Consider the following 22,398-nt stretch of genomic DNA (forward strand, 5'->3'; position numbering starts at 1 on the left):
TAAAGCGATCCATATTGGTAAGCAAGATGATAACATGCAATATGAGGATACTATGTAAGATTTTTTAATTTTCTTTGATAGCAAAAATGCTGATAGAGTAATAATAGCAGTTGATAGTATTAACCCAAATATAATAAATAATATAGTTATAATCATTTTAATTTTCTTTTTCCTTTTTTATTAATCATTTTCGTTCTTGATGTTTTATATCCTTAATATGTCCTAATTCAAGATAAATAACTTTATCCGCAATTTGTGCAACATCAGCATCATGTGAAACAATAATTATCGTAGTTCCATAATCGCGGTTGATTTCTTGAAGAATTTTTAAAACAATTCATCCTGTTTTCTCATCAAGAGCACCGGTTGGCTCATCAGCAACAAGAATATCAGAATTTTTAGCTATTGCTCTTAGGATAGAAACACGTTGTTGTTGACCACCCGACATTTGTGAAGGGTATTTAAACATACATTCTTCAAGGTCGAAATCCTTAAATAATTTCTTAATATCCAAATGTTTTGACTTGTCCTTCTGCAAATAAGCGCCGGTCTCAACATTATCATAGCTATTTAGATTTTGCAATAAATTATAGTTTTGAAAAATAAATGAAATATTATCGCGTCTAAATAGCGTTTGTCTGGATTCATTTAGATAAGGCAAATTTATATTATTAACAATAACCTTACCACTGGTTGGTCTATCTAGTGCACTTATTATATTTAAAAGTGTCGATTTTCCTGACCCTGATTTACCATACAATATTGCAATTTCGCCCTTTTTTATGGTTAAAGATACACCTTTTAGAACATCGGTTGCAACGTTTCCTGATAAATAAGTTTTCTTAACATCAAAAACTTCAACAATATTGCCATCGCTATTCTTTTCCTTTTCTAATCCATCTTTTTTTCGAGGTTTATTATTTGCTAATTTATATTTTTTTAGCGTTGCACTATCTAATGGATGACCCGATATTCCATCAGCATTCGAAGCCATTGATGTCTCTTTTTTATTATTCATGGAAACATTTAAATCTTCATTTTTAGATTCAACTTTTTTATTTCTTCTTCACATTATTTTCCTTTCAAGGTGTCAATGGCCTTAATTTTATTTAAACTCTTTCAAGTAGCCATCGAGGTCAGAATAAACACTGTTAAGCAAATTGCTGCTGAGATAATAATTGTTGAATAGTGTAAAACAAGTGGCAAGACAATTTGAGATGTAGCCATCATAAATGCATTAAATACCGAAATCAATAGTAATGTTGCAGGTATCATTAATAAACAAGCAAATATTATAGTCGGAACAAAGTTAGCAAAGAATAGTGAAATCTTTTCACGATTAGTATAACCTAAAACTGAAAACGTAGCTATTGCTCTTTGATTTGAGGCAATCATAATATTAGTGATAACAATTAATATTATAATGGAAATCAATAGCGACATAACAATAAAAGCTATTAGAATAACATTTACAGTTTCAGAAATATCAGCTATAAAACCTGCTTCAATATCTTTACTATTAACGTTAAATGAGGCGCCATACATAATATTTTTACCATAAATAGTATCGGGTTGTATTCCATAAAATTTCGTAAGAATACTGCGTGCTAAACCTTTAAATTCTTCATTTGAATTAGCTTGTTTTACAATCTTTTCATATTGAGATTCATTTATATTAAGAAGTCTAAATAATACGTCTTTATATCTTAATTTAGCTCCAGGGTGTGCTTCATTATAGGAATCAATATTATGTTCATAAACAGATATATAATTTAGATCTTTATTAGATATAAATATGCGTTTAAAGAATTCCCAAACAGTTTGATCGCTTGCACCTTCAACTTCAAACGAAGAGGTCGCGCCTCAAAAACCGGTTGATGAATAAGTAGTTAAGGTATCGATCGTTTGGACTGGTGTTGTATCACTAGATAAAATACCATTAAACGCTTCATATTTTCGTCTAAAGTCTCTAGTAATTTTTTGTTTATTTTGTGGGTTTAAGAATATAGCATTTTCTAGTTCTTGCTTACGTGCGTTTTGCAAACGAGTAGTCAATGTGTCATAACCCAAAATTTTATCTAAGATGTCCTTTCTTGTAATAAATTCACTATTAATGTATGTTTCGGATATATCAATAACTTCAAAGGTATATTTAGTTCTTGGCGGCTTTTGATTTAACGCACGATAACTAAAGCGATCAACATGGTTTAATAAATCAAATTCAATTTTCGAACCAATAGAAAGATTGTATCTTTTTTGGGCAACAGTATTGACAATCAATGGAATTGTAGTATTTTCATTATATTGATAGTTAGCTAATTTTTGTTGTAAATCTTCATTATTAGCATTGTGCATTGAAATGAATCTACTATCACCATAATATCCATAAATCTTTATTTCTTTATTATTATATAGTGTTTTAGCATAAGTATATTTTTCATTAGTTACATCATTTCAATAAATACCGCCAAATGATACAAAGAAATCAAGACCTTCAATACGACGGTAGGCATTAACCAAGAAATTACGATATTCCTGTCTATATCTCGATGTTGAAACAGATTTTGGTTTAAAGTATGTTTCATTAATGGGATCTCATTCAATAAATTTAAACTGTTCGCTAATTCTTCCGTTGGATTGATTGTTTTGATATAAAGACGACGAAGTGAAATAAAAGAAGCTCGTACGATTTTTTATATCTTCTGGCTTATTATTGGCAAGATCTTTTTGAAATTTTTCCAAATCAGTAACGGCAATAATATTTGATATGTCACTATCTTCAACATTTAAATAATCCTTACCGGTTTTTAACTTAGAAATATCAATTAAATATTGGGTAGCTTGCATTTCTTTTGATACACGCTTAAATATTTGCGCGACTCTAGCTCTTTGCGTTTCAGGCAAACTAGCATAAGTAATATCTCAAGGGCTTAATTCAACCGATAAATCAATCAAGATATCAAGTGATGATTTAGTCAACACTGTTGGTGCATACGGAATATGTGGGACATCGGTATTAAATGAACTGCCTGGTCTTAAGAAATTCGGATTAGCATAATCAAGTTGACTACCATTTGATGAAGATGATCCAGCTAAATCATTAGGAACATATAATAATGAATTTATATCAGATTTATTATAAGTAACATAAGGCCCACCTTCAGTTGTCGGGCTTTCAAGATCAAGCTTAAATTTATAGAGTCTATCTTTATATGTTTTTGTTATAGCCTTATTAAAAATGTTGTTTGACGATAAAAAGAACATAGAAATCAACGATGTGGTTGAAAATGCTAAGAATAGCGAGAACATTTTTCAGAAATTATTTAGTGCCATAGAGGCGATAAATCTTGCTTTAACTGGCAGTTTTCTAAACATTGCTGAAATTCTTTGAGCAAAATTTCCAACCTTAACCTCAACAAGACCACTCATTAACTCAATAGGTTTTTTTCTAACAGAAATTGCTGTTATTATAAAAATTAAGAAACTAACGAATAACAACGGTGCAATTATTGTACCAAGGATGGCGGAGGTGTGAATAGGAATTATATTATTTTCAAGTGTCCAGTATGAAGATAAAACATTCATTGCTGTTCCCTGTAAGGCAAAACCAACAATATAGCCAAGTAAACCACCAACAAAAGCAGGGATTCAACCAAAAGCACAAAATGCAAATGCTATTTTTGAGGTTTTATAACCCTGAGCACGCAATATTCCAACAACTTTATTTCTCGCTTCAATATATCTCTTCATAATAAAGTATATGATGAATGCAACTAAGATAGTTAAAACAGAAATTAAATAGAATGTGGCATTTTTGATTGAATTGACAATAGTTCTAATGGTTACAATTCTTATCTTTCTTTCAGGATTTATATTGTCTAATTCATCTTTTAAATAAACCTTTTTGTTAAATGAATTAGGATTAATAAGATTAATATCATTATTAAATTGCTCCTGCAATTCCTTCGGCGATTTATTATGCAAATATTTTCCATTCTCATCAACAGGTGCTTTAACTAATGCATAAGTCTTAACAGCAAAAGTTGGATATGCTGAGTTTATACGGTCAAAACCCTTTGAATTGACATAAATAATTGCTTGGGTATTAGTATCTACTTGAATATTTTCTTCATTAATAACAGGATATAAATAATCAACAGTTGAATCAATACCAATGATTAAATACTCCTGCGTATTAACTTTAACCTTGTACTTTTCATCTAATGAAGAAATAAATAATTGCATAGCATAAGGGTTCGATAGATATTTGCTTATATCACCTTTATAGACTTCTTTACCGTTTTTAGATGCATAACAATAATTAATTTTAGCAACATATGAGCCTGAATCTGAATAAGAAATTAAATTTGATATTTTAATAGGTTCTATGATTTTATATACTGATTTTTCTAAAGATGAGGTAATGTTAATACCAAATAAATCAAGTCCCTTACCATTACTATTTCTTAATTTTTGATTAAAAATATAATTAAATCTAGATAGGTCTAAATCAATAGAAGTATCGTTTTTCGATTCAACATAATAAGCAGAATTTTCAAAATTTTGTGTAATTGCTTCGATTTGATAAAATATATCCTTAACATTCGAAGACTTAAGATTATTTAAAACTTTTTTAACAATATAAGCAATATTACCTTCGTTTGGATTTGGACTTAAAATATAATATAAAGGAATTTGAGGAAAACTTAGTAGTGTCAAAAGATTTAATAGATTATTAGGAATATTTAATAATGATAAATGATTATTAAGTCTTGAATTTTCAATAACCTTTTTGAATGCCAAATCTAGTTCATAATCATCTTTAATTAACGGTTTTATAGGAGTTTTGTCATTAGTTTCAAGGAATGAATCAAGAAAAATTTTTAATGAATTATTGTAATAAGTTGGAATTTGCGAGGCTGTTGCAATGTAACCAAAGTTATAAGTAAGTTCATTTGAATTCTTAATTAAAAGGTCAATTATTTTATCAATAGTTTTGGTGTCAATTCCAACATTAATTAAATTAGATTTAAATAAATTAATACCGTGCGATTTTTTCAATAAAGAAATAAGTTCACGATTTGCTAAATTAGTATGTGCATGAGCATAAGGAATTTTTAAAAGTGTTGCTTGATACTTATTATCGCTTCCTAATATTCCTAAACTAGGAATTGGATTAATAACTTTATCAAAGTTTTGCATTGCCTTAACAAATTCAGGATTTAGCGCTAGTTTATAGATTTCGTTTAGAACAAGTTTAATTTGTGCATAAGAAAGTTTTTTAGCATATTGCTTTTCAATAATCTTTTGTCCAGTATTTTGATCAATAGATATTTTATCCTCAATACGCTCAATTCTATTCAAAAAATATGCCATCTTAATCCATATGCTATATAAAACAAACATATTTTTAATAATTGATTCCTCACCATTTGCAAGAAATGATGAACCTAGATATTTAGCAAGAAAATTATGCAAGGTTTTTAGAATTTCTATTTGTGATTTTTTATCTTTAGCATTTGAATCAATAATTGCTGATAAATAGGCTAAATCAGCATATGATTCGGGCTTTTGGTTTTTGTCTTCTAATATAAAGTCGAACTTATTATCCCTTGGTTTAAGAGATTTAAGTTTTAAAAGAGATACAAAATTAAAATATTTTTCAAGTTTAGCAAGTAATTTTGATAGATTATTTAGCTCAATATCATTAACAAGTGCTTGTTGTTTAACAAAATCAAACTCAGATTTAGTCAATTTTAATAAAGTTTTAGAATTTATTGCTTGTTTTACCTTTGCAATAATCTTTTTGATATCAACTAAATCAAACTCATTAATAGGAACATTATATGACGAAGGAATAGAAAAACTGCTAGACAAATTATTTGGCAATGCTAATTTAGGCAAAATAGCCAAATCTAGTAATGAAATTTTTCCTTCTTCTTTGGTTGGAATAGAAATATTTAATTCTTTAACCAAACTTTCTGTTTTGTTTGAAAAGTTAAAAATTTTAATAATCGCATTTTGAATTTGAATAATTTTGCTTGCTGAAATTTCATTTTCGCCAACAAGGTTTAGAGAGGACATAAATGCTGCCAAATAATCAGATTGATTTAAATATTCAGTATTGTAATCGTTATAAATTTTATTATTAGCTGTAATTGGATATTTATTAATCTTAATTAATTTATTAAGTGAATTAGTGAATTGTTCAATATTTATATTTGAAAAAATACTAAATAGTCCTTCGTTAATATTCTTATATGAGCCATCTTTATTAGCGTCTAAGGCTTTGAAGAATTTTTTAGCCTCATCCTTCGTATTTTTATCTAAGTCTTGATTTATATTTTTATATGCTTGAACTCATTTTTGGTAGTAGCTGCTTTTTTGCTCTGGATCAAGTATTTTGCTAAAATCTACTAAATTAAAAAGGTTCTTAATGGATTTTTTGAATTTTTCTTCATTCAATGAACTTAATAAAGAAATAATCATCCGTTCATGAGACATTGTTCAATATGTATCATTTACCGCAGTAAACGGTTTATATGGATGGCGATCGTATCAATCGTTTATTATTGCTGAAAATTTAACAAAATCAATTGATGAAAATATTTCGGTTAAAATATCGAAAATTTTTTCTTTATCTCTTATATAAACAAATAGATCTTTTAATGAAATCTTAAGTTGTGGAATAATGTATAAATTAGAAAAATTTAAAATTCCGCTTAGATTATTTATTTGTGAAACAAGATAGTTTTCCCTTTCTTCATTAGTTTTAGCCGATAGTAAATATTGTTTTTTAAAATATAAAAATATCTTTGCAAAGAAATTATGAATGAAAGCATTTGCATTTATATTTATGTATTCAAGATTTTGGTTATTATCTTGCGGCAGAGGTTTAACTAAAAATTTAATAATATCTAAAATTGTTTTTTCTAAAATAAAACGGTTAGTTTTTCCGATGGCAAGCAATGTATGTAACCCATTGCTTTCAACAGAATCGGTGACAGCTTTGAAAATACGATATACATCACGGCGATCAAATAATTTTCCAAAATCTGTATCTAAAAGAACTGAACGTAATCTATCAACTAAGGTTTTAATTGTATTTTTTTGTGTAATTTCAAGAGTTAAATCTGGTGAAATTGATCCGAATGATATTGGTAAACTTATTGCGTTTCTAAATTGAGGATTAACAACGGCTCAACCATTTGCACCTATTTCACCACGAACAGTATAATCTTGTTGAACAAGGTAATTATAAACTTCATCCAAGCTTAAATATTCCTTGTCATTAACTAAAACCTTATTTCACACGATATCGTCTGTAAAACCATCAATATTGCTTTGAACTAAAAATATATATTTATTTGGTCTAGGCATTGCAATTGCCCCAACGACAGTAGATCCTCCGGGGCGCTTTATTTCTGGCGTAGCAGTAGTTAAAACCAATATTTTTCCATCAACTAGGGTTGGAATTTTTGTGTTTTCAAGAAAATCATAGTACTTTTCAAATCTTATATCCGCATTAAAATATTCATTATTTGGCGTAAAATTACGAAAAATAGTTTCAACTAACGACCTAGTATAAACAGCAGGAATTTTAGTTATAAGATTGCTATTTTTATCTGGCTTTAATAAGAATTTATCAACATTTTCATTTGAAATACTTGAATGCAAAATAGATGGATTAAGACTTTCGTTATATAACTTACCGACATTATTTTCAAATCCTAGTATTTTTTTATCCTTATCACCAATATTAACAAAATGAAATACATTCTTTTTTGCGTTGCCTTCATTAACTGTTTCAACAGTGATGGTTTTTCTAATACCTAAATTATCTTTACCAACAGTTTTTTTAATATCTTCCAGTATTGAAGAACGAGCAAAACTTAAAGCATTATTACGAATAAAATTTTGAGCTACATTAAGCTTGCTAACATTTGATACATCTTGAAATTCTTCATCACTTAATGGCTGCGATCCTAATTTATTAAATTCTACTTGCTTAATATTTCATAAATTAAAGGCATCAAGGTTTTGTTTATTTTTAGGAATTCGTGTATTTTCTTTCCCTCCACTTCACGGCTGTTTAAAGGTAACATCAATATCATTTTTATCAATTGGAACCGTTTGCACAAAGGTTTGTTTATATTTATTTCCGATACTGTAGGTAGTGGTTATGGTCTTATCTCAATAAGAGAAATATAAATGTTGCTCATATTCTTTAGGTTGATTTTTGCTAAATTGCTCAATAAATTTAAAGTACGATCCTTTTCAATTGGACTTATCTTCTTGATTGCTTTCATTTCAATTTAAAATGTAACGATATCAATTATATGAAACCATTCGCTCAGCTCTTCTTATTCATCCTTCTGGAATTTTATAAGTATTATTAGAAGCTAGTTCGATATATAGAGGAGAATTAGAAACTATTTTATTTACATTTGCAAATGTCCCGAGTTTAAAATCATCAACAAGGATATCATCATTAATAATATTTCATTGTGTTGTTTTTTGGTTGCCAGCAATTTTAATTTTTGCATTTTTAGCTTTTTCTTCATTAAAATATCACTTTTGATCATTTGATTTTTTTTCAAATCCCATTAATTCAAGGACTTTATTAGATTCAATAACATATAAAACACCTTCTGCTTTTCATTCATCATAATCTTGGGTCAAAAATGATGCTTGCTTAGTTACGGTATTGATATAAAGAGGCGAGGATTCTACAACGCTATCTTTAATTGTTTGTTGATTAAAAGGTCCTTTGGGACCATATGATATAGTTAAAATATCACCTAATTTTACTTTTGTTTTAAATCTTATTAAGTCATCGGTATTAACTCTGTTTACTTTAGTTACCAAAGAATATTTATTTCCCTCTTTTTGATAAACTTTAAATTTTCTATTTTCACCTGAAAAAGTAAATTCTCTAATCTTTTGGGGATTAGGGTTTTCTTTATTAATCTCGAATCTGACACTTGAAACTTGACCTGAAAGTTGTTCATAATATAATTTTAAAAAGTCTTCAGTCTTCAAATAATATTTAGGATTGGTGTTTCAATTTTCAATAGTATCTTTTATATTAATAAAATTGTGCTCGCTTCCCGGCAAATTAATCGTATAAGAAACATCCGAACCATTTTTAGATGATTCGAATTTTATTGGCGAAGTAATAACGCTATGATTATCCTTATCAATTTGATTATATCCATGGCTAGGGATGACTCCTGAAGGATTAATATCTAAATCAACAGTTAAATCATGCAATTTAGAAACCTTATCATATGCATTTATTGTTCGTGAATATGAAGTCTTAACATCATTTAACAAAGTAAATAAAAATGTTGTTAAGAAAATTAAGATTGTTAAACAAATTAATGTAACTTTGTTTTTAGCAAGTGACCTAAAAACTTCTTTAAATAATCTCTTCATCTCTCACCCCTTCCCAAACTTTGTAATGTTAATTATATAGTTTATTAAATTATTATTTAATAAATTTTTTTAATTATGCAACAAAAAATTCTGCTCATGTACATAATGAGCAGAAAAGTTAAATTTATTTTTTGGAATTTTCTTTAATAATTATCGACCATTTTCTTGGGATAAAATTAGGGGTAGGAATTTTTTTTTCATAATAAACCAAGACATTATCGATAGTAAAAAATTTATTTAAACATAAAGTATTAAATTTAATTTTTAATATATTCTTAATATTTCTAGAATTATCAATTTCCTTTTGAAAATTAGTTGATTTTAAAAAACAAAAAATTGAGCCTATTTTTCCAACATGATGAGATATTTCAACAAGATTCTTTAATTCTGAAACTGCTCTTGCGCTTATAAAATCAAATCTTTCCTTTTCTAATGATTCTTCTGATCTTATTTTAAGAATCCTTACATTTTTTAAATTACATTTTTTGACTACAAGCCATAAAAAATTTACCCTTTTTTGCATCGGCTCATAAATTGTAAGATTAAAATTTTGACTATATATTAAATAAGGGATAATAGGAAAACCTGCTCCTGAACCAATGTCAAGAACCTCCTTATTACATAGATTTGCAATATTTTTATTTATATTTTTAAAAATAAGAATTGATTCTATAATGCCCTCTTTAATTAATTTTTCACCGTAGAAACCAGTTAAATTATACTTTCTATTTTCTTCTTCAATTAACTGATAATATAAATAAAGTTTAGCAATTATGTCTTCATCTTCAATGCAAAGATATTGAGTTATAATTCTTCTAAATTCTTCCATTACTATATTCTTTATAAATTTCACTTATTGATGTGCTATTAGTATTAGCCTCAATAACTAAACCAAGAAATTCGGCCATTGATAATTCTTTTAGCTTCTTAAAATGTGATAAATGCGAGTGATCTACTGAATTAGTTATTATAACTTCATCAATGATAGGATTGCTTTCAAACATTTCAAAACCTCTTGAAAATAACCCGTGTGTTGCAGCGATAATAACTTTGTTAGCGCCTTGTGCCTTTAGTGTTTCTGCGGCATGTATAATAGTTCCACCAGTATCAATAATATCATCATAGATGATTACATTCTTACCATTAACATTACCTAAAACGCCCATAATTTCAGATACATTTGGGCCAGTTCTTCTTTTATCAATAATTGCAATTGGTTCATCGGAATTTAGGCATTCTGATAATTGACGTGCTCTAACTGCGCCGCCATGATCAGGAGAGACAATAACAAATTTATCTTTTCTTTTTCTTAATTCCTTAGCAAAAATAAATTGACCTCTTAGATCATCAACAGGAATATTAAAAAAGCCTTGAATTGATGCATTGTGCAAATCAACAACAATAATTTTATCAGCACCAGCAGTTTCTAATAAATCAGCAACAAGTTTGGCTGAAATTGGATGTCTGCCGCTTGTTTTTCTATCTTGTCTTGCATAACCATAATAAGTAGTAACACAAATAATTCTTTTTGCGCTAGCACGCTTCAGTGCATCAATAAATATCAAAAGACTCATTAAATTATCATTGACTGGTTTTCCTGTATTGTTGATAACAAAAACAGTTTTATTTCGAACAGTTTCGTCGGGATAAACTAAATTCTCGCCGTCAGCAAAAACAACTTTATTAACCTTTTTAACATCAGTGTCTAAATATTTAGCAATTTCATTAGCTAGTTTTTCAGAATTATCCATCCCAAAAATAATTACATTTTCATCTAATTTTTTCATTTTTTTTAGCTTAAATTTTCCTTCCCTAATTTTTAATATTAATTTTAATATATTAATGTGTTAATATTTAACTTTTTCTTAGATTATTACAAAATTAAAAAAATAAGCCAAGTTGACTTATTAATTATAAGAAATGCTTATAGATCTTACGATAAATAATTTTGGTTATTATCACAAGAAATGTATAGGTCGAAAGCAACAGTGCAAGCCAAGCATAAAATATCGAGGGTAGCGGTGCTAGTTGCAAGGAAGTATTTAGCTTTGGAATATAAGGAAGAGCAGTTACCAATGCAACTCCGGTCAAGGTTGAAATAATCACCGGAGTAGAAGCGTTAGATTTAATTAGTGGCACTTTATCAGTTCTTAATAGATGAATAACAAAAGTTTGTGTTCACATTGAGATAACTAATCACCCAGCTCAAAACATCAATCTAAATTCTTTTTGTTGTTCAAGAGATAAATTACTATAATCACTAATTTTGGTAAATGTTGTTTGTTTAATTGCTTGTGGAATGATAACAAAAAATAATAAACAAAACGACATAACATCAACAATCGAACTAGCAGGGCCAAATCATAGCATAAATCGCCAAATAGACTTATGTCCCCATTGCCGCGGAGATTGAATAAATTCTTTATCTACATTATCTCACGGAATTGTTCCACAACAAAAATCATAAATTAAATTTAAAAAAATAATTTGCACAGGTGCTAAAGGAATAAATGGAAGCATAATTGAGGCTATAACTACGCTAAAAATGTTTCCAAAGTTTGAGGACACAGTCATTTTTATATATTTATTAATATTGGCATGAGTTTTTCTTCCCTCAACTATCCCTGTAGCCAAAACATTTAAATCTTTTTCAAGAAGAATGATATTAGCTGACTCTTTTGCAATATCAACTGCTGTATCTACAGATATTGATACGTCAGCAACCTTCATTGCTGGTGCATCATTAATACCATCACCCATGTAGCCAACAACGTGACCATTATTACGCAAAATGGTAATTATTCTAGCTTTTTGATCGGGGCTAAGTTTAGCAAAAATTTGTGTCTTTTCGACTTCGATTGCTAGCTCGACATCACTAAGTTTAGTAATATCTTTTCCTAGCAATATTTTTTCATAAGGAATGCCGACTTTTGAACAAACTGCCTTTGTAACCAGTGGATTATCACCAGTTAGTATTTTTACTTCTACGCCCAAATTATGTAACTTCTTAATAGCATCTTCAGCAGAATCTTTCGGTGGGTCTAAAAATGTTAGATAGCCTATTAAAGTCATATCTTTTTCATCGTTTACACTCAGCTTTCCGACAGCATCAATATTAGACTTTTTGGAAGCGACAGCAACAACTCTCATTCCTTCTTCACTAAATTCCTCAACCTTATTCAAAACTTTACGGATTACCTTTTTATCAAGAGGAATTACTTTTCCATCTAAATAAATTGTGCTACATACATTAATAATTTCTTCAACAGCTCCTTTAGTAATCAATGTAACCTTATTATTTTTAAGAGACTTTACAAGCACTGACATACGCTTTCTATTGAAATCGAAAGGAACCTCATCAATTTTCAAATAATGCAGTTCAAGATTATCTAATGATTTTTGTTCATCAGCTAAATCAAGGGTACGATTAATAATCGATTTATCTAGTAGGTTTTTTAATCCCGTTTGATAATAAGAATTTAAAAAAGCATACTTTAAAACATGATAATCCTCTTTCCCATTAACATCAAGGTGCCTTTCAAGAATAATTTCATCTTGAGTTATTGTTCCAGTCTTATCAGTACATAAAATATCCATAGCACCAAAATTTTGGATAGAGTTAATATTTTTAACAATAGTTTTTGCCTTCCCCATTGCGATTGAACCTTTTGATAAACAAGCAGTTACAATCATTGGCAACATTTCAGGGATTAATCCGATAGCAATAGATATACCAAATAATAAGGCATTAAATCATGCATTGTTTCCTTCAATCTTTTGATGGGTTAATCCAACAATTAAAAAAATGATAGGAATAACAAAAGCAATGATGCAGGTTAACATTACAGAAATTTTTTTAATACCCTTTTCAAAGTTAGTAGGGACTTGTTTTTCATTTAATTTTGAAGCCACCTTACCAATGACAGTATCATTTCCAACTACTAGCACCAATGCTTTTGCTGAACCAGAAATAATGTTTGAACCCATAAAAGCAAGATTGGGTCTATCTGTCAGATTATCATAATTAGTTTGTGCATCAATAATACTATATTTTTCAATTGCATCGCTTTCGCCAGATAACGAGGATTGCGAAACAAATAAGTCTTTTGCCGCAATAATTCTAACATCACCAGGAATAATATCACCAGCTGCTAAATGGACAATATCACCAACAACTATTTCGTCCATCGGTATTTCCTTTAGAACCCCATCACGCTCAACCAAACAAGTTGTCTCAATAATTTCAATAAGTTTATTGGCACTAGAAGCAGATTTTTGTTCTTGAATAAAGTGAATAATACTGCTGGCAAAAACTATTACCAGAATAATAATGACAGTTATATAATTAACTTCATTATACTTACCACTGCTTATTGGCAATATAATATCGACTACAGCAGTAATAATTGTAAGTATAAAAAGAATAATATTAAACAAATTAAAGAAAGAGCGGATTAATCTTTTTCCAGCAGTGTCAGCCCCTTTTTTGGAAATTTTATTTACACCATATTCATCGCGGTTTTGCTCAACTTGTTTTTCAATCTTGATACCATTTTTAGAAGATTTATATTTTTCAAATAAAAGTTCTACATCACTAATAGATGCTTCAACTAGTCGCTTATTTATCGGATTATTTTTTGCTAAATCTTGCTTAGATAATTTAATATTTTGACTTTCAATATTATTAACCTTTGCTTTCTTCATTATTCACCTCCTTTATATTTAAAATATGTTTAAGGAAGCAGTAATTCTACATAATTAACAAAATGTGCTTAGTGAAAACACAATATTTGTACTACTTCGATCACTACTTTGTACTTCCATTAAGTCACCTTTCCATTTTATATTTACTTAATTTTACATTAAACAACAATTTAAAAAATAAAAAAGTAATAAACATGCCTCTTAATATCTAACTTTCATATAACTGTTCTAATTCTTTTTCAGAAAGATTATAAAGGTCTCCGTTTTTAACTATTTGACCATTATTAATAAAAATATATTTAGAAAAATTATTTCTAAGGACATTTAAATCATGAATATTAACTAAAACTGTTGTGTTATATTTCATGTTGATATTTTTTAAAATTGACATTATATCCTTTGATGTCTTAATATCCAGTGAACTAGTTGGTTCGTCAGCTAAAATAATATCAACGTCTCTTAGCAAAATTTTTGCTATTTCAACACGTTGTTTTTGGCCACCTGATAAATCAGAAATTTTTGTAAAGATCTTATCTAAAATTCCTAAGGAGTCGAGAACATTATAAATTTCTTGTTTTTGTGATTTAGTTATTATTTTTAACAAGGAAAATAACACATTTTTATATTTTGAATAAAAATGCAAAATATTTTCATACACATTTAACGACTCAATAAGATTTGTTTCTTGCGAAAGATAACCAACTCTCTTTACTATTTTTTTTCATTGTCGTTTCGAAATGTTCTCTATATCATATTCATTAATAAAAAGTTTGCCTTGACTAGTTTTTAGTTGTTTTAGAATGGCATTAAACAATGTAGTTTTTCCTGAACCAGATCTTCCTATAATAGCAATCATTTCACCTTGATTAATTAACAAATTTATATCATTTAATATATTCATCTTTGATGTTGGATATGCGGCATAGTAATGCTCAAATTGAATTTTCTTCATATTTTAATATTATATTGTAATTTTTAACATATTAATGTAACGCAATTACGCAAAAAATAAATTTACATCATATTAATATTAACAAATAGGCCTGCCATCATAAATTCTCAATAAATTAGACTTAAAAGACATAAATAAAAAAACTCCCAATTAAAGAGAGATTTCCATGTTTAAACAATAGCTTTAATCATTACTTAAAATCTGGTTCTATACCTAAATTTTTAAGAATTTCAACAACAGTTTCCTTCATTTCCTTTGAAAATGAATCAAATATGGATTGTTCATCATCTGTTAATCTAATTTTTGGTAAATGACGATAACCATTTCTTCCTAAAATTACAGGTAATCCAAAATAAACACCACTATTTTCATACTCTTGTGGGAGTTTAACTCCTAATGAATAAATTGCTTGACGATCAGTTAAAATTGATTGCGTAATTTCGGCTAGGTTTTCACCAATTCCAAAATTTGTAATTCCTTTTCCAGTAATAATTTCAAATGCTTCATCCTTAACTTTTTGATTTAATTTTTGTAATCATTCTTCAGAAATTGTATTATTTGCTAATCAATCCTTTAATGAACCAAGTCCTATTCTTATTTTTGAAAACGGAATTAAACATCTTGCTCCGTGTTCTCCAATAACGAATCCAGTGATCGATCCTGCCTTAACATTAATTTTTTCAGACAGGAATTTTTTCATTCTAGCGGTTTCAAGAATTGTTCCAGATGATATAACTCTTTCAGGAGCAAATTTTGTGATTTGTTGATATATTGAAGCCATAATATCAACCGGGTTTGAAGCAATAATAGTAATACCGTTGAAACCTGATTGCTTTATTTTTGTTCCTATTTCAGCAATTAATTTAGCATTATCTGTTAATAATTCAAGTCGATCTTTTAAAACTCCATCCTTCGGTTTTACCGATGCAGTAATAACAATGATCTCAGCATCTGCTAAATCTTGATAAGTTCCAGCCACAAATGTTGAACCACTTTGTAACATCGAACATGCAGCATCATTCAGATCTTTAGCTTGTGCTTTTGCATATTCAACAAAGGCATCAACCAATACATAATCAGCCTCAATCGATTTATTCAATGAAGCATATAAATAGGCCGAACCAACAGCCCCAACGCCAATAATTCCTATTTTAGTCATTTTTTTGTCCCCCCATTAATTCGTTAATTTTTTTAGCCATAACGATATTAAACGTTTTTAATCCGGTTTCTTCAAATGGATCTATCTTCATAAGATGTGCACTCATTATTGATGCACGATGAATAAAGGAAACAATTCAACCCAATGTTTTGTCCTCTAAATCACTAATAACTATATCTATAAAAGGTATTTGAATACCTAGATAATAATCCTTAGTTGCTTGCAATAATGCCTTATTTACATTGTTAAATGTTTTCTTCATTAAAAAATTAAGTTCATCGCCATCGTTGTCATTAACAATAGCTATATTGAAGTCAAACATGGGATTTTGAACCAAAACATGAGTATTAAACATTCTTCTTTGCTTATTATAAAACAAATTAACAAACGTTTTAGTATCAGAAGGATGAATAAATGTGTTAACCTGTATCCCTTTATAACTTCGATATGAAGACGAAACCAGATACATAGCAAATAAATCATTTAAACATTTATAAATTTTAGATCCCGAAACAATATTCTCAATTGCAAAAATGTCTTTCTCTTCATGATTGCGATCTTGTTTATTAAATATATATCTAACTAGAGCGTAACGATATGCACTATTATTTTCTAAATTTGTGTTACTAAAATATTCATTTGCTTCTTTTGCACCTTCAATATAATCATCAATGTCAATATTAGCACAAGCAAGAGGCAATAAAACTGCTGCTGAATAGTTTAAATATCTTTCAGGGGTATTATCTAATAAAACTAAATGATTATAATTTTTTGTTTGAACAAGATTGAATAATTTTCCATAGTTGTTATTAGTTGTTATAAAAATATAATTGGTTGCATTATTTCTGCCAACCTGTATATTAAGTAATGTAACCAATTCTCTAAAAACAATTAAGCTCTCAATATCCTCTCCATTTTTTGATATAACATTAATTGCAAATGACCTATTTTCTAAATATTGAATTAGGTTTAAGATATCTATTCCTTCATAACTTTCATCAACATACATAATCTCAATTCCACAATTGTTTCTTAAGCGGGAATTCGCTAGGCCTATTATACTCTTTGATTGAATACATATATGTTGTGGAGCAATGACAACAAAGGTTTGAATTTTTTCATCATTAAAAAATTTGACAATTTTTTTTATCTTTGAATAATCACTCCTTTGGATATTTCTATCAATTTCAAAAAAACCAAAATTTTTATATCCTTCAATTTCTTTGGATTTTATTTTATCATTAATATCGTTAATAATATCCTTATATTTACCACTAAATAATTTAGAGTCAATAACCTGGTCAGATAAAAATTCTATCTTACTTCTAATCGCCATAATGTATTCCTTTATTTATAAAATCAAGCAATTTATCAAACTTAGCGCCATTTTTATCAAGTTTAAAACTAAAAGGATTTCTTAATTCCTTTGGATGAATTTGCTTAAATGAAAAAATAAGTTCACCATTTGCTGCTATATCAATAATTATTAGTTCTTTAATGTCATTAATCTTAAAAAATGAATTCAAATTACTTATATAATAATCACTAACTTCAGAAATGCCTAAATAACCAACATGGTTGGTTTTGGTTATAAGAGTTATAAATTTGCTTGAAATTTTGTAAACTTTTGCCTTTATTATTTGACCGACTGAATAACTCATCTTTTTCCCTTTTAAATGTACTTAGTAGCATATAAATTATATGCTAAATAACAAAAAATAATTATGATATCCAAAGTATATTTTATATTTTCAAAGCAAAATAGCATATCTATAAAACTTACTCATAAATCCAATATTAATTACAACATAAGTAAAAAGACATTTTTTCCTTTTTGCAAACTAAAAAGTACTATAATTGAATCATAAATTTATGAACAGGGGTGCCCATTAAGGCTGAGAAATACCCTCGTTAGCTGATCCAGATAATACTGGCGTAGTGAGTTCTTATTTTTTGGTCATCATCCCTTTTTAATTAAATTGAAGGGATTTTTGTTTTATGAAAAGTAAAAAAATAGCGTTTATACTAAGCCTAAGCACTCTAATGTCCACATTTGCCTTTATTTCTATTGCGTGCAGCGCAAAGCAGGATGCTAAGTTAACATTAAAATTTGTTATAAATGAGCCTTTTTTTGGTAATAAAAAACATCTATTTTTTAGCAAAATTTTATCTGAATTTAAAAAGAAAATAAATAAGGATGCAACAATTAAAGTAAGATACGTTTCAGCAAATAATGATATAGCTGGTATTGTTAGAAAAAAAACAAGCAACATTGCTATCATTACGACTCCTTTATTTATCAGAAACAATGATCAAAATATTATTCCTATCTTGCAAACTATGACTAGGGCATTTAAATTTGATAAAAATTTTAATGATAGCTACTCAGATGGATCAAACACTGACAAATTAAGAATTATTGCTGCTAAATTACAAAAATTGTTTAATAAAAAATCATATACCGCATGAACCGATGAAGAATATAGTTGGAATGGAAATATATACGAATATTTCTATGCAAAAAATAATGAATTAGTTGAATACTATCGTGGCATTATAATGATTCAAGGCACAAATGAAGAAAGAGAACAAATTAAAAAAGCATGAGACAATAAAGATTGAAATACTTTTAGAAATTTTGGTATTGTGACCGGTAAGGAAAGCAGCGGTTCAAAATATATTCTACAAGAAGCATTATTCAAAAAGCATTTTAATCTAGAAAACAATAAATTTAATTCTTTTGCTGAAGATAAAATAAAAAATATCGAAAAATATACACAAGGAGAAGCAAAAAATATAGGGAATGGTTCACTTAAAAAATATCATATTGTTTTCGATGAAATGGCCTCGTTTGCCTATCGCAATAATAAAAGGGGCAAGTTCTACACCCCTGATGATGAGAATGTTAAAATTGAATTTTTAACGGCCACTGATCCACTAAAGTATAATGTTGTAGTGGTTAATAAAGATGATTTCAATACGGAACAAATAAACTATTTAAAAAATATAATAATAGACTTATGAAGAAATAACGAAGATGATTATGGTCCTACCGTAGGATTTAATGGCTACAAAATAATTAATGATGTTGATAAGGAAGTAATACAACCTTATAATAAAATATTTAGTTAATATGTGATTAAAAAGAAACTTTTTTAAAGAACAGTTAAAATTAAGCAATACTATTTTAAAAAACGGACCATATCGGCTAGTTTGAAAAATAGCATTTTTTGTTTTTATTATTTTATTAATTATAGCTTCAATCTATGTTGTTAATTTTAGTTTTGCACCATCAGGTATTAATCTCTTTATTAAAAATTTAAGGGATTTTTTTTCTCCAAGTAGTTTTAGCAATATATATAAACAAAATCTCTTTTATATTTCTTTTTTGTTTTTATGAAATAGTATAAAAATAATTTTCCTAAGTACAATTATTGGATTCATGCTCGCATTTCTCACTTCATATTTTTCTAATATTAAAACCAATAGCAAATATGTAGCTATTCCATCTAAAGTTATAGTAATTGCTTTAAGAATTTTTCCAGAATTGTTTTTTGTATATTTATTTAAAATTTCTTTTGATAAAAAACTAGCGATAGCATTAATTTTTTGTTGATTTACATGACTTTGATTGCATGAGTATTTTTCACAAATAATTGAGAATGCTAATTTTAGTATTTTTTATCATTTGGTAAAATCACAGCACTCAAGACAAAAGGCTTTTTGAACAGAAATATGACCTCAACTTAGAAAAAAATTCATAAGTTACTTCATCTATGCATTTGAAACAAATTTACGTTGGTCAGCAATACTAGCTAATATTGGTTTTTTAGGAATAGGAATTTTAATAAATCCTCAAATTCAGCCAATAAATTATACAGAACTAATAATACCTTTGTTAATACTAGTTTCCTTCTTGTTTTTAGTGGAAATTATTAGTGAAAATATTAACAAATTCCTATTTGAATCTCGAAAACAAGATAATATCAATTTTAAGAAATATCAAACTAATAATATAATCAAAAAAACTTTTATTTCACTATTTATTTTACTTACCTTTGTGCTAATTTGCATAGCTATAAAAGATTTAGCTCATGAAAAATTTTATGAGACCGAAGCTACTAGCTTTTTAAATAATATGTTTAAGGGGAGTTGAAAAGATATAATTTTTAGCTTTAGCGAAGATGGGATTTTTTGGATTATCATTCAATTTGCATCACTTGTATTCTTAACCTTCATTTTAACATATTTTATTTCATATTTTAGAATGCTATTAATGTCTAAATCAATAGTAGGAAAACATTTGAGTATCTTCTATAAGTATTTAAATATATTAATAAGAGCAATACCTGCTGTTATTATATTTCTAATGCTTTCTAATCTTTTTGAAGAATTGTCAGCATCATTTGTTTTTGCTTTTGGTATCCATAGTGCATCTTCAATATCAAGAAACTTATATCAGACAATTAATAACATTAGTATAGAAAAAATAAAAGAATTAAAAAAACTAGGCTTCTCTAATTTTTTGATATATAGAAATTTTATTCGCCCAAAAATTAGACTAGATTTCATTAGCTTTGCAAGCCTAGAACTAGAAAAAATAGCTAGAAATTTTATAATTTATGGTTCTTTGTCTTCTTCATTATTAGGCCAAAAAACAAATCTAACAAGAGCGAAAGATATAGCCGATGTTTCACCTTATTTGTGAATAGGTTTTATTATCATTGCGCTAATCAGTTTCACTTCATATTTCATAAGATTCAGTATTAAACAAAGAAATTAAAATAAAAGACAGATAATCTGTCTTTTATTTGTTTATGTCAGCCACCTGAAATGGTACGCCCTAGAGGATTCGAACCTCTGACCCAATGGTTAAAAGCCATTTGCTCTACCTTCTGAGCTAAGGGCGCTTCTGGTGCCCAGAACTGGACTTGAACCAGCACGGCCATTACAGCCAACGGATTTTAAGTCCGTAGCGTCTACCATTCCGCCACCTGGGCATTAATTGATTAATGCTTAAATATTATAATATATTTTTTAAAAAATAAAAAAAATTAATTTTATTACCATTAATTATGTGGATTCTCAATTATTTTGCAACATCCTATAGTTTAAAATAATTATAAGAGGTAATGTGAAATATAAAAAAATAGAAATCCAAAATTTAACAGATTTTGAGAAAAAAAGAAAAGATATTTATACCGATATAACTTTTGGAAAAATTAAAAATAAACCAAATCGCCATAAAACACGAAGTTAGCCGTTTTACAGTTTCTAAAATTAAAAAATCTATAAATTTTAGCGGGACATTTAATGTCTCGCACAAAAATAAGGGAAATAAATATAAACAAAAGTTTAGTGATGATCTTGTAGATTATAAAATTGAAAAAATCAGATATTTTAGTTCTTTTGTTTTTGAACAACCTACAGATAGAACTAGAAATGTTACTATAACAATTTATTATAGAACAAAGGGTCCAATAATGTCTTTTAAAACGCTTTACAGACGCACCTTAAAAAGGGGTTATGAAACAGAGCACTTGCACAAGGCGACTAGAAAAGAAGCTAAAAGAAACGCAAAAAATATTTTAAATAACACAATTCCAGAAACAATATTTTATTATGCAATAAATAGCAGATTAGAGAATCTTAAAACAATAGAAAAAATGCAGTAATAAAAAAGACCTGGAAAAATCTTTCTACAGGTATGATCGTTGAGATCGATGCTACGCCAGACACAATGGGATTGGGTGAAACTTTTCATACTTACCACGCCATTGATCCTGCCACTGGTAGGCTTTTAGCAGTCCATATGTCTAAAGAGAAAACCAATATTGGTTATATGAATCTGATTGAAAACTTTTTAGAACACAAGGAATTCCACGGATTATAAAGACCGATAAGAGAACAACTTTTTGAAAAAGAGTCTTCATACACACCTATTACTGAGTATTTGCGATCTTTAGGCTTTAAAGTTCAAACTTCTAGTGTTTTGCAATTTAAGTCTTTTGTTGAAAGGTCTTTTAAAACTGCTCAATCAAATTATCCTAATATGCTTTAAAATAAACAATATAAAACATTGAACAGAAATTATTAAAATTGAAGACCAATTAATAGATTACTTTAATTTTATATCTCCAAAATT

Annotated in this window: 13 protein-coding genes, 2 tRNA genes and 1 riboswitch; of the genes, 4 read left to right on the top strand and 11 right to left on the bottom strand. The window is 28.0% G+C overall.

Annotation, left to right across the window (positions count from 1 at the left end):
- Positions 1-157: 157 nt before the first annotated feature.
- The 9 genes from ACSH4Z_RS02150 to ACSH4Z_RS02190 form a co-directional block, all read right to left on the bottom strand.
- Positions 158-1,072: an ABC transporter ATP-binding protein gene (locus ACSH4Z_RS02150; protein ID WP_438340346.1), complete on the bottom strand. Its 915-nt coding sequence runs from the start codon at positions 1,070-1,072 to the stop codon at positions 158-160.
- The gene (locus ACSH4Z_RS02155; RefSeq protein WP_438340347.1) at positions 1,072-9,438 is read right to left on the bottom strand and encodes an ABC transporter permease; all 8,367 of its coding nucleotides are present in this window, start codon (positions 9,436-9,438) and stop codon (positions 1,072-1,074) included. Before ACSH4Z_RS02155 ends, ACSH4Z_RS02150 begins: the two co-directional genes overlap by 1 nt.
- 124 nt (positions 9,439-9,562) lie before the next feature.
- Entirely contained in the window at positions 9,563-10,267 is a 705-nt protein-coding gene (rsmG, locus tag ACSH4Z_RS02160; protein ID WP_438340348.1) for a 16S rRNA (guanine(527)-N(7))-methyltransferase RsmG, read from the bottom strand.
- Positions 10,254-11,225, bottom strand: a complete 972-nt coding sequence (locus tag ACSH4Z_RS02165; protein WP_438340349.1) for a ribose-phosphate pyrophosphokinase — start codon at positions 11,223-11,225, stop codon at positions 10,254-10,256. Before ACSH4Z_RS02165 ends, rsmG begins: the two co-directional genes overlap by 14 nt.
- Before the next feature lie 124 nt (positions 11,226-11,349).
- Complete coding sequence (gene mgtA, locus ACSH4Z_RS02170; RefSeq protein ID WP_438340350.1) at positions 11,350-14,142, bottom strand: magnesium-translocating P-type ATPase; 2,793 nt, start codon at positions 14,140-14,142, stop codon at positions 11,350-11,352.
- Between the two features lie 208 nt (positions 14,143-14,350).
- Positions 14,351-15,094, bottom strand: coding sequence for a phosphonate ABC transporter ATP-binding protein (locus tag ACSH4Z_RS02175; RefSeq protein ID WP_438340351.1), 744 nt, complete (start codon positions 15,092-15,094; stop codon positions 14,351-14,353).
- A 190-nt stretch (positions 15,095-15,284) separates the two neighbouring features.
- Positions 15,285-16,253 carry a lactate/malate family dehydrogenase gene (locus ACSH4Z_RS02180; RefSeq protein ID WP_438340352.1) on the bottom strand — a complete coding sequence of 323 codons (969 nt, stop codon included), beginning with the start codon at positions 16,251-16,253 and terminating at the stop codon, positions 15,285-15,287.
- Positions 16,246-17,589 carry a hypothetical protein gene (locus tag ACSH4Z_RS02185; protein WP_438340353.1) on the bottom strand — a complete coding sequence of 448 codons (1,344 nt, stop codon included), beginning with the start codon at positions 17,587-17,589 and terminating at the stop codon, positions 16,246-16,248. Before ACSH4Z_RS02185 ends, ACSH4Z_RS02180 begins: the two co-directional genes overlap by 8 nt.
- Complete coding sequence (locus ACSH4Z_RS02190) at positions 17,579-17,914, bottom strand: hypothetical protein (protein WP_438340354.1); 336 nt, start codon at positions 17,912-17,914, stop codon at positions 17,579-17,581. The genes ACSH4Z_RS02185 and ACSH4Z_RS02190 overlap by 11 nt, the downstream gene beginning before the upstream one ends.
- A gap of 207 nt (positions 17,915-18,121) precedes the next feature.
- A riboswitch (TPP riboswitch) is annotated at positions 18,122-18,212 on the top strand.
- Between the two features lie 39 nt (positions 18,213-18,251).
- On the opposite strand from ACSH4Z_RS02190, the gene cypl reads away from it, so the two are divergent.
- Entirely contained in the window at positions 18,252-19,385 is a 1,134-nt protein-coding gene (gene cypl, locus ACSH4Z_RS02195; RefSeq protein ID WP_438340355.1) for an ABC transporter thiamine pyrophosphate-binding lipoprotein p37/Cypl, read from the top strand.
- Between the two features lie 310 nt (positions 19,386-19,695).
- A complete protein-coding gene (locus ACSH4Z_RS02200; protein WP_438340356.1) occupies positions 19,696-21,036 on the top strand; it encodes an ABC transporter permease subunit in 1,341 nt (446 codons plus the stop codon).
- A gap of 51 nt (positions 21,037-21,087) precedes the next feature.
- Here ACSH4Z_RS02200 and ACSH4Z_RS02205 read toward each other — a convergent pair.
- Together ACSH4Z_RS02205 and ACSH4Z_RS02210 are read right to left on the bottom strand one after the other, a co-directional pair.
- Positions 21,088-21,163, bottom strand: a tRNA-Lys gene (locus tag ACSH4Z_RS02205).
- A gap of 3 nt (positions 21,164-21,166) precedes the next feature.
- Positions 21,167-21,253: transfer RNA gene (locus tag ACSH4Z_RS02210), tRNA-Leu, on the bottom strand.
- 213 nt (positions 21,254-21,466) lie between these two features.
- Between ACSH4Z_RS02210 and ACSH4Z_RS02215 the strand changes: the two genes are divergently transcribed.
- Both ACSH4Z_RS02215 and ACSH4Z_RS02220 read left to right on the top strand, forming a co-directional pair.
- Positions 21,467-21,928: a hypothetical protein gene (locus ACSH4Z_RS02215; protein WP_438340357.1), complete on the top strand. Its 462-nt coding sequence runs from the start codon at positions 21,467-21,469 to the stop codon at positions 21,926-21,928.
- Between the two features lie 32 nt (positions 21,929-21,960).
- Positions 21,961-22,146, top strand: a complete 186-nt coding sequence (locus tag ACSH4Z_RS02220) for a hypothetical protein (RefSeq protein WP_438340358.1) — start codon at positions 21,961-21,963, stop codon at positions 22,144-22,146.
- The last annotated feature ends 252 nt before the right edge of the window (positions 22,147-22,398 follow it).

The organism is Mycoplasma sp. 125, assembly GCF_051549845.1.
In the GTDB taxonomy this organism is placed as follows: Bacteria; Bacillota_I; Bacilli_A; order Mycoplasmatales; family Metamycoplasmataceae; genus Metamycoplasma.